Below are 9,112 nucleotides of genomic sequence, written 5' to 3'. Positions count from 1 at the left end.
TCGTTCGGCCGCATCGAGGTCATGTTGGCCAGACGGTTCGACATGGCGAAGAAGGCGGCGACGGCGCCGATGTCCCAGATGTCTTCCTCGGAAAAGCCGCGCTCGCGCAAGACGGCGAAATCGGCCTCGCCGACCTCGGCCGAGCGCAGCGCGACTTTCAGGGCAAAATCGAGCATCGCCCGCTGGCGCGGCGTCAGGTCGGCCTTGCGGTAGTTCACCGCAACCTGATCGGCGATCAGCGGATTGCGCGCACGCACGCGCAGGATCGCGCCGTGCGCGACGACGCAGTACTGGCACTGATTGGCACCGCTCGTCGCGACGACGATCATCTCGCGCTCGGCCTTGCTCAAGCCGCTCTCCTTCTCCATCAGCGCATCGTGATAGGCAAAGAAGGCACGAAACTCGTCCGGCCGATGCGCCAGCGTGAGAAAGACATTCGGGACGAAACCCGATTTCTCCTGCACTGCCAGGATGCGCGCACGCACGTCATCGGGCAGGTCGGCAAGCGCTGGCACGGGAAAACGGCTGATCGGCTGCTCCATCATTCACTCCTTTGCGGCAAGGCCGAGGCGAAGCGCAGCGCCGGCTGCGCGCGCGCCGCGGCGGGTTGAATTGATCGGCTGCCCGATGGTCAGAGGATAGCCGACCGTGGCATGATACACAAAACCCACCCTGATCAGAGGAGAGACCCGTGCGCGATACTTCCGACTTCGACAGCCTCGTCCCCGCCGTCGCCTTCAATCGACGCCAGTTCATCGTCAGCGCGCTCGGCGCCGGTTTCGCGCTGGCGGTGCAGCCGGTCGCCGCGCAAAGCGTCATCACGACCGACACCGACGGCCTGCGCGCCGGAGAGATCAAGGTGCCGACGGCCGATGGCGAAATGCCCGCCTACCGCGCGCAGCCGGCGGGTGCCGGCAAGTGGCCGGTCGTCCTCGTCGTGCAGGAGATTTTCGGCGTGCACGAACACATCAAGGACGTCTGCCGACGCCTGGCCAAGCTCGGCTACCAGGCGATCGCGCCCGAACTCTACGCCCGCCAGGGCGATCCGCGGGAGTACGCGAACGTGCAGGAACTGATCAGCAAGCTGGTCGCCAAAGTGCCCGACGCGCAGGTGATGAGCGATCTCGACGCCTGCGTCGCCTGGGCGAAAGCCAACGGCGGCGACAGCGACCGCCTGGCGATCACCGGCTTCTGCTGGGGTGGGCGAATCACCTGGCTGTACGCGGCGCACAACCCTCAACTGAAAGCCGGCGTCGCCTGGTACGGGCGTCTGGTCGGACCGGCCAATGAGATGACGCCGAAGCAGCCGCTCGATGTCGCCGGCCGTCTGCTGGCGCCGGTGCTCGGCCTGTACGGCGGCGCCGACAGCGGCATCCCGCTCGACAGCGTCGAGCAGATGCGCCAGGCGCTCGCCCAGCCGGGCAGCGCAGCCGCCAGCAAGGCGTCGAACATCCACGTCTACGACGGCGCGCCGCACGCTTTCCACGCCGACTACCGGCCGTCGTACCGCAAAGCCGAAGCCGACGACGGCTGGCGCCGGCTGCAAGCCTGGTTGAAAGCGCAGGGCGTGTGAACGGCGCGGCGTCCTCAATCGCCGCCGCAGCCACCACCACAACCGCCGCCGTCACCGGCCGCGTCGCTGTCGCCGCTGCTCCCGGCGCAACCGCCGCCGCAGCCGATATGCCCGGCGCAGAAAGCCGTTGCGTTGCCGGCTGAGGCAGCGGCCAGACAATCGAGCTGGTACACGAAACCGCCGGCGATGCCGAGCAGCGCGTCGAGCGCGAAAAGCAGCGGCAGCGACTGCGGCTGCGCCGGATCGATCCCGCTGCGCCGGCAGGCCAGCCGCCAGGCGCGTTTGATCGCGTCCGGCGCGTCGGTTGGCGAGCGCATCGCCGAAGCCGGCGTGTGGTGCAGGAAACGCCCCAGCCCGTGCTCGCAGAAGCGCGCGTACTGCCGGGTGAACAGGATGAACTCGTGCCAGGCGTCGTCGACCACCTGCGACGGCATGGCGACCATCCGCCGACCGGACTCGCGGCAAAGCTGGAAATACTCGCGCAGACCGTCGAAAACGAGCGCGCGCTGCGCCGCGTCGAGTTCCGGCCGGCGCGCCGCCAACCGCTGGTCGAGGAATTTTGCGTACGGGTACGAATCGATGTAGCGCTCGCGCTGCCCGCGCAGCGCACGCCGCCAGGCGAGCACGGCCCAGATCAGGCCGCCGACGAGCAACCCGACGAACAACAGCTTGAGCATGGCGACCGCGCGCGCTCAGACGGCGAAGCAGAGATACTTCACCGCGAGATACTCGGCCAGCCCGTGGCGCGAACCCTCGCGCCCGATTCCCGACTGCTTGATGCCGCCGAAAGGCGCCACCTCGTTCGAGATCAGGCCGGTGTTGATACCCACCATGCCGTACTCGAGCGCCTCGCCGAGACGCAGGCAGCGCGCCACATCGCGCGTATAGACGTACGCTGCCAGGCCATACTCGGTGTCGTTGGCCAGACGAATCGCCTCTTCCTCGTCGGTGAAGCGGAAGACCGGCGCCAGCGGTCCGAAGGCTTCCTCGCGCGCCAGGCGCATCGCCGGCGTCGCCCCGGTGAGCACCGTCGGTTCGAAAAAGCGCCCGCCGCGCGCGTGCCGCTTGCCGCCGGTGAGCACGCGCGCGCCCTGGGCGAGCGCATCGGCGAGCAGCGCCTCGACCTTGGCCAGCGCCGCCGCGTCGATCAGCGGCCCCTGCGCGACGCCCTCCTCGCTGCCCGCGCCGACGCGCAGCGTCGCCACGCGCGCCGCCAGTTGCTCGACGAAACGATCGTGAATGCCCTCCTGGACGAGCAGACGGTTGGCGCAGACGCAGGTCTGGCCGGTATTGCGATACTTGGCGACGAGCGCGCCTTCCACCGCCGCCGCCAGGTCGGCGTCGTCGAAAACGATGAACGGCGCGTTGCCGCCGAGTTCGAGCGACAGCCGCTTGACGGTCGGCGCGCACTGCGCCATCAATTGCCGGCCGACCTCGCTCGACCCGGTGAACGATAGCTTGCGGACGAGCGGGCTGGCGCACAGCGCGCCGCCGATCGCCCGCGGATCGCCGGTCAGCACGTTGAGCACGCCGGCCGGCAAACCGGCCGCCTCGCCCAGCCAGGCGAGCGCCAGCGCGGTCAGCGGCGTCTGCTCGGCCGGTTTGACGACGACCGTACACCCGGCGGCAAGCGCCGGAGCGACTTTGCGCGTAATCATCGCGAGCGGAAAATTCCACGGCGTGATCGCCGCGCAGACGCCGATCGGCTGGCGTATCGTCAACAGCCGGCGGTCGCCGGCCGGGCTCGGAATCGTCTCGCCGTAAGCGCGCTTGCCTTCCTCGGCGAACCACTCGACGAAGGACGCGCCGTAAGCGACCTCGCCGCGCGCCTCGGCAAGCGGCTTGCCGCACTCGGCGGTAATCAGTTGCGCCAGGTCTTCGCCGTTGCCGACGATCAGCTCGAACCAGCGGCGCAGGATCGCCGCGCGCTCTTTCGCCGTGCGCGCCTGCCACGCGGGCAGCGCGCGGGCGGCGGCGTCGATCGCGCGCGCCGTCTCGGCCGCCCCCATCAGCGGCACGCACGCGATCTCCTGGCCGCTCGCCGGGTCGCAGACCGGCAGGCTTTGCCCATCGTCGGCCGCCTGCCAACGACCGTCAAGATAAGCTGCGGAAAGCAGCAGGCGCGCGTCGGCGAGTTGCATGGCCGTCTCCGAAAAAGCAAAAACGGCAGTTTATACTGTGCACCATGCGTCTCCAAACGATCATCGTCGGTGCCCTCGGGCTGCTCGTCGCCGCCTGCAGCAGCCTGCCGCCAGACCCGGCGGCAACGGCGCCCCGCCCGGCTGCCGGCGCCGCAGCGAGCGACAAGGGGCACAACGTCGTCCTCTACGCGCTCAGCCTGATCGACACCGACTACCGCTTCGGCGGCAAGCACCCGTCGGCCGGCCTCGACTGCAGCGGCATGGTGTCGTACATCTACCGGCGCGCCGCCGGCCTGAACGTCGCCGGCAGCGCCGCCGACATCGCCCGGCGCGGCCGGCCGATCGCGCGCACGCACCTGCGCCCGGGCGACCTCGTCTTCTTCAACACGCGCAACGCCCCGTTCTCGCACGTCGGCATCTACATCGGCGACGACCGCTTCGTGCACGCCCCGTCGACCAACGGCCGCGTGCGCATCGACCAGCTCGCCGCCCCCTATTACGCGCAGCGCTTCGAAAGCGCGCGCAGCTACTTCGACTGAGCGCCGCCCGGCCGGCCGCGCGCCGGCGAGCGCCCACCCCTTTCCACCACCCACCGACTGCCCCGCATGGACCCGCAATCCTTCGTTCATTCCGCCGTCCTCATGCTCGTCGTCGCGGCGATCGCCGTCGCCGTCTTCCGCCACTTCGGACTGGGTTCGATCCTCGGTCTGCTCGTTGCCGGAATCATCGTCGGCCCGCACACGCCCGGACCTTTCGTCACCAACCGGGTCGACGACGTGCGCCACTTCACCGAACTCGGCGTCGTCCTGCTGCTCTTCCTGATCGGTCTGGAGATGAAGCCGCGCCGCCTGTGGGAACTGCGGCGAACGCTTTTCGGGCTGGGATCGCTGCAGATCATCGTCTCGGCGCTCGCCATCGCCGCCTACTTCCGCCTGTTCATCCCGGCCTGGCCGACCGCCATCCTGCTCGGCGCCAGCTTCGCGCTCTCGTCGACCGCCTTCGTCATCCAGATGCTCAGGGAACAGGGCGAGATCGCCAGCCGGCACGGGCAGACCGCCTTCGCCGTGCTGCTCATGCAGGACATCGCCGTCGTCCCGCTGCTCGCCATGGTGCCGGTGCTCGCCGATGCCGGCCCGCTGCCGAAAGGCATGCCGCTCTGGGAACAGATCGGCAGCGCGCTGGCGATGGTCGCGCTCGTCCTGGTCAGCGGCCGCTACCTGGTGCCGCGCGTGCTCGACACGCTCGCCCGGCGCAACAACCGCGAAGCCTTCTTCCTCGCCGCGATGGCCGCCGTCTTCGTCGCCGCCTGGGCGATGGACCACGCCGGAATGTCGATGGCGCTCGGCGCCTTCCTGATGGGAATGATGCTGTCGACCTCGCGTTACAGCCTGCAGATCGAAGCCACGATGGAGCCGCACAAGGGCCTGCTGATGAGCCTCTTCTTCGTCGCCGTCGGCATGTCGGTCGACGTCGGCGCGCTCGCCGCCCAGCCCTTGCAGTTCGCGCTGCACGTGCTGGCGATCATCGTCATCAAGGTCGTCGTCCTCTACCTGCTCTGCCTGCTCTTCGCCACCGGCCGCGGCACCGCGCTGCGCGTCGCCTTCCTGCTCGCGCAGGGCGGCGAATTCGGCTTCGTCGTCTTCGGCGCGGCCAAAGCGCTCGCCGTCATCGACGACCTCGTCTTCGTCACCGGCGTCGCCGTCATCTCGCTCACCATGCTGCTCACGCCGCTGCTCGTCAAGCTCGGCGACCGCCTGGCCAACCGGCTGCACGAACCCGCCGGCGGCGTGCACGAGCGCTTCCGCCCGCCCGCCGGCGGCGAACACGTCGCGCGCGTCGTCATCGCCGGCTACGGCCGCGTCGGCCACACGGTGGGCACGCTGCTCGCGCACAACGGCATCCCCTACGTCGCTTTCGACAAGAACGCCACGCTCGTCGCCGAATGGCGCAGCGCCGGACACCCGGTCTTCTACGGCAACATCGACGACCCCGAACTCTTCGCCAGCTCGGCGCTGCACGAAGCCGACCTGGTCGTCCTGACGATCGACGACCGGCACGCCGCGCTGCGCGCGACGGCGATGATCCGCACGCACTCGCCGGACATTGCGATCGTCGCCCGCGCGCGTGACCTCGCCACCTGCGACGCGCTTTATCGCGCCGGCGTCAACCAGGCCTATCCGGAAACCCTCGAAGCCAGCCTGCGCCTCGGCGCCGAGAGCCTCGAAATCCTCGGCATCCCGGGCGAGCAGACCGATCTGCTGCTGCGCGGCGTGCGCAGCAGCGACTACGCGCTGGTGCGCGCCGGGCCGGAAGCCGCTGCCAGCAGCGACGCCGACGACCCGCCGGGCTGAGGGCGAGCACAGAAAACGTCGCTCGCCGGCGAGCGCGGCTGATGCCCGTCTTGGGGGTGTAATGACGGTCGCTGTTTGAGGGGAAAATAGGGCGGAATGTAACATGGTCCACGTGTCGCGCTGGGTGCGCGGGCACCAACCCGGAATCCATAATTAGCTTACAAGTATTTACCGGGCAGCGTCCGACTTGACCGACTAACGATCGTTTGACGGACAGGGCAGGAAGGGTTAGATTTTCACTTGGTATCACCAAGTAATAGGAGAGCAGCAATGGCAACATCGCTCAAGATTGACGACACGCTGAAAGGTCGCGTCCACCACCTCGCCACCCAGCGCCGTCGCTCGCCCCACTGGATCATGCTCGAAGCCATCCGGCAGTACGTCGAGCGTGAGGAAGCTCGCGAGAGCTTCAAGCAGGAAGCCTTGGCATCCTGGGTAGCTTATCAGGAAACCGGTCGGCACCTGACTGGCCAGGAAGTTCGCACCTGGTTGAGCACTTGGGGCACCGAAGATGAAAAGGCGGTTCCTGAGTGCCACAAGTAATCGTCGCCGAAGGCGCGGCGGAAGGCTTGGAGCGATGCCGGCGCTTCCTTGCCGTCAAAGCCCCGGATGCCGCCAGGCGAGCAGGTCAGGCCATCGAGCGGCAATTCCTGCTGCTGGAAACGGCACCCGACATTGGCCGTCCGTTCCATGAAACACCGGAGCTGCGCGAACTGGTGATTGCCTTCGGGGATTCCGGCTATGTCGCCCTGTACCGCCACGAACCGGCTGCCGATGCGGTATATGTTCTGGCATTCCGGCATCAGAAAGAGGCGGGCTACTGATGAGCATGAACGAACTCCGCCGACGGGCAGCGAAGATCGACCAGCACATGCAACAAAGCGGTTGGTATGACAATAGGGTGGTAGATTGAGAGCATTGCCATCAATCAGGGTTTTGACCCTCGCCCGTCCCGCCTGGCCATGAATATCCGAGACCAGCACGTTGAGTCGGATGCCTGCATCCGCCAGTAGTCTACCGTAACCGTGCCGTCGGCCAACTCGATCAACGCACAGGCACTGATCTTGGCTTGATGAACATCGAGTCCAATGACCCGTTTATCGGCGTCATTTCCATGAAACCTCCTTGAACGAAACGCACTATGATTCCGAGTGTGCGTCGCCCAAGGGCGCCATCATTCAACGGCCTGTCAGACGTCGACGGCTCCTTTTAGCCTGCGCTGTCCACCAACTCTCTCAAGTGGGTGCCAGGCAATCCGGGGTGCGAGTGAATGTTGGCGGGTCGAGCCAGGTTTCGCGGTCGTTGCCATCAAATCCTTTCTCCACCTCGGCCCCTGCCCGACTACGCATCCTCTCAGTATCTTTCATCATCAGGGGTGCCGCGATACGGCATGAAAGTTAGAACCCCTGAACGAGGCTTTCGGCCGCCTGGTCGAGCGCGCGACGCGCCTCAAGCGATCGCCAGACGAACCCGCTACCGCTTCCCGGTAGCGGAACTCTGGCGGCCAAGCAGGAGCAGCGACATCCCGCAGGCCGCCAGCAGGGCCAGCAATCCAGGCTCAGGCAGCTCGTTCTGCGCCAGGCGCAGCGCGCGAGGCGCATGGCTGCCAACGGAAGCGTCGGCGCCCTGCCAGTACCATTCCACGTTCAGACTGTCGTTGATCAGGTCGATCTGCAGATCGGTGCCACCGGCGAAGACGTAAGGCGTCGTCAAGGCCAGCTCATAGCGGTAGAGATCGATTCCGTCGACCTGGCCGGCGGCGAAACTGCTCACGCTGCCTGACAGGCTGGCACCGTCGAACTGCGCGACGAACAGGTCGTCCGCTGGCCCACCACCAAGGTAGTAACCCCACCAGGTGAAATGATTGATCGTCGTTGCCGCCAGGCTCACCGCCTCGGAGTACGGCGCGCCGCTGCTGTTATCGGCCTGAATGCCGGTAGCCGTTGCCGTCGGCAGACGTTCGATGATCACCGCCGCCGAAACATTGGCGCTGAGCGCCGCGCAGCACAACAACAGTCCGCTTTCAAGCTTGCGGAGAATGGGTGGGGATTTCATGGCATCGTTCCTATGGGTGGAGGGTCGCGGCTTAGCCGGGCGGTGGAGTCGCGCAGGTGTTTGTTTGATCAAATCTCTTCAGTCGGTCAAGGCAATTCTCGCGCAAGCGAACTGGGGGTTCGCCGGCTCGCTCAAGCAGCGCCAATCGGCACGACGCTTCTCGCTGGCCCTGGCCCGATCGCCTCGGGCAGATCGACGTGCGGATAGCAAACCGTGCACCGCGTTCAGGCGAGAAAAACTTCCAGCGGCACGCCGGCCACCGGTACCTGAAAGTCGATCTTGTCGATCAGGAAATCACTCCCGTGTTTGCCGCCGAGCGCGTCGATGCTGACCTCGCTGGCGAAGCTGCCGTCCGCCAGCGCGTATCCACCATGAACGAAGCTGCCCGCTGCGTTGTACACCCCGGCAGTGATTTCGACGGTGCTGAAAGCAATGTCCGAATCCAAGGTCAGCGTTTGGCGTCCGGTCAGGTTCGCGGCGTGGAAAACGCCCTCCTTGACGACCAGGCCAGCAGCGTCCAGCAGGCGAACGCGTCCGCTTTCGAAGAAGCTGCCGCCGTCGTCCTGGGCAAACAGGCGCGACAGATAAACCGTCAGACCGGCCGCTGCTTCGGCCAGATCAAGGCGCAATCCTTCCCTTCCGTCGATTTCCTGGCGAACGCTGCTGCTCGCCACCGATTGAGCGCTGACCCCCAGATCGCCGTTGAAAATGTCACCGCCGGCCAAGGTCTGTGGACTGAGGCCGGACAATCGGACGGCGCTCCAGCTTTCGCCAATGTTCGTGACGTCCGCCTTGTGTGTGATCGCACTGACGATCGCGCTGTTGGTCCACGCCGCCGCCCATTGGCCGCCTGCGCCAGACTGGCGTTCGGGTGCGTCACCGATGCTTCGGGTGACGGTAAGCAGCGGGGCGACATCGATGATCGCGGTGGCAGTGCCAGTACCGCCGAAGCCGTCGGAGATGTTGTAGCTGAAGCTGGTAAGGCCGGAAAA

The 9,112-nt window shown here is 66.7% G+C and carries 10 protein-coding genes; 5 read left to right on the top strand and 5 right to left on the bottom strand.

Annotated elements, in window-relative coordinates:
* On the bottom strand, positions 1–542 hold a 542-nt coding region (locus RKP46_RS04515), incomplete at its 3' end, for a peroxidase-related enzyme (RefSeq protein WP_311105526.1).
* 149 nt (positions 543–691) lie between these two features.
* Between RKP46_RS04515 and RKP46_RS04510 the strand changes: the two genes are divergently transcribed.
* Positions 692–1,573: a dienelactone hydrolase family protein gene (locus tag RKP46_RS04510; protein ID WP_311100399.1), complete on the top strand. Its 882-nt coding sequence runs from the start codon at positions 692–694 to the stop codon at positions 1,571–1,573.
* A 14-nt stretch (positions 1,574–1,587) separates the two neighbouring features.
* On the opposite strand, the gene RKP46_RS04505 is transcribed toward RKP46_RS04510, so the two are convergent.
* Together RKP46_RS04505 and RKP46_RS04500 are read right to left on the bottom strand one after the other, a co-directional pair.
* Complete coding sequence (locus RKP46_RS04505) at positions 1,588–2,250, bottom strand: hypothetical protein (RefSeq protein ID WP_311105525.1); 663 nt, start codon at positions 2,248–2,250, stop codon at positions 1,588–1,590.
* Positions 2,251–2,265: 15 nt separating this feature from the next.
* Positions 2,266–3,714: an NAD-dependent succinate-semialdehyde dehydrogenase gene (locus RKP46_RS04500; RefSeq protein ID WP_311100397.1), complete on the bottom strand. Its 1,449-nt coding sequence runs from the start codon at positions 3,712–3,714 to the stop codon at positions 2,266–2,268.
* Positions 3,715–3,758: 44 nt separating this feature from the next.
* Here RKP46_RS04500 and RKP46_RS04495 point away from each other — a divergent pair, with 44 nt between their 5' ends.
* From RKP46_RS04495 to RKP46_RS04480, 4 genes are all read left to right on the top strand, one after another.
* Positions 3,759–4,253, top strand: coding sequence for a C40 family peptidase (locus RKP46_RS04495; RefSeq protein WP_300327715.1), 495 nt, complete (start codon positions 3,759–3,761; stop codon positions 4,251–4,253).
* Positions 4,254–4,319: 66 nt separating this feature from the next.
* Positions 4,320–6,065 (top strand): cation:proton antiporter, encoded by a 1,746-nt coding sequence (locus RKP46_RS04490; RefSeq protein ID WP_311105524.1) that lies wholly within the window; start codon positions 4,320–4,322, stop codon positions 6,063–6,065.
* 270 nt (positions 6,066–6,335) lie between these two features.
* Positions 6,336–6,608 carry a CopG family ribbon-helix-helix protein gene (locus RKP46_RS04485; protein ID WP_311105523.1) on the top strand — a complete coding sequence of 91 codons (273 nt, stop codon included), beginning with the start codon at positions 6,336–6,338 and terminating at the stop codon, positions 6,606–6,608.
* Positions 6,596–6,889 (top strand): type II toxin-antitoxin system RelE/ParE family toxin, encoded by a 294-nt coding sequence (locus RKP46_RS04480; RefSeq protein WP_311105522.1) that lies wholly within the window; start codon positions 6,596–6,598, stop codon positions 6,887–6,889. Before RKP46_RS04485 ends, RKP46_RS04480 begins: the two co-directional genes overlap by 13 nt.
* A 649-nt stretch (positions 6,890–7,538) precedes the next feature.
* Here the strand turns inward: RKP46_RS04480 and RKP46_RS04475 are convergent.
* Positions 7,539–8,120, bottom strand: a complete 582-nt coding sequence (locus RKP46_RS04475; RefSeq protein WP_311105521.1) for a hypothetical protein — start codon at positions 8,118–8,120, stop codon at positions 7,539–7,541.
* Between the two features lie 224 nt (positions 8,121–8,344).
* Positions 8,345–9,112: hypothetical protein (locus tag RKP46_RS04470; protein WP_311105520.1), on the bottom strand; the 768-nt coding region annotated here is incomplete at its 5' end.

The organism is Accumulibacter sp. (genome assembly GCF_031732815.1).
Classification (GTDB): domain Bacteria; phylum Pseudomonadota; class Gammaproteobacteria; order Burkholderiales; family Rhodocyclaceae; genus Accumulibacter.
This window is presented reverse-complemented; position numbering and strand designations above follow the sequence as displayed.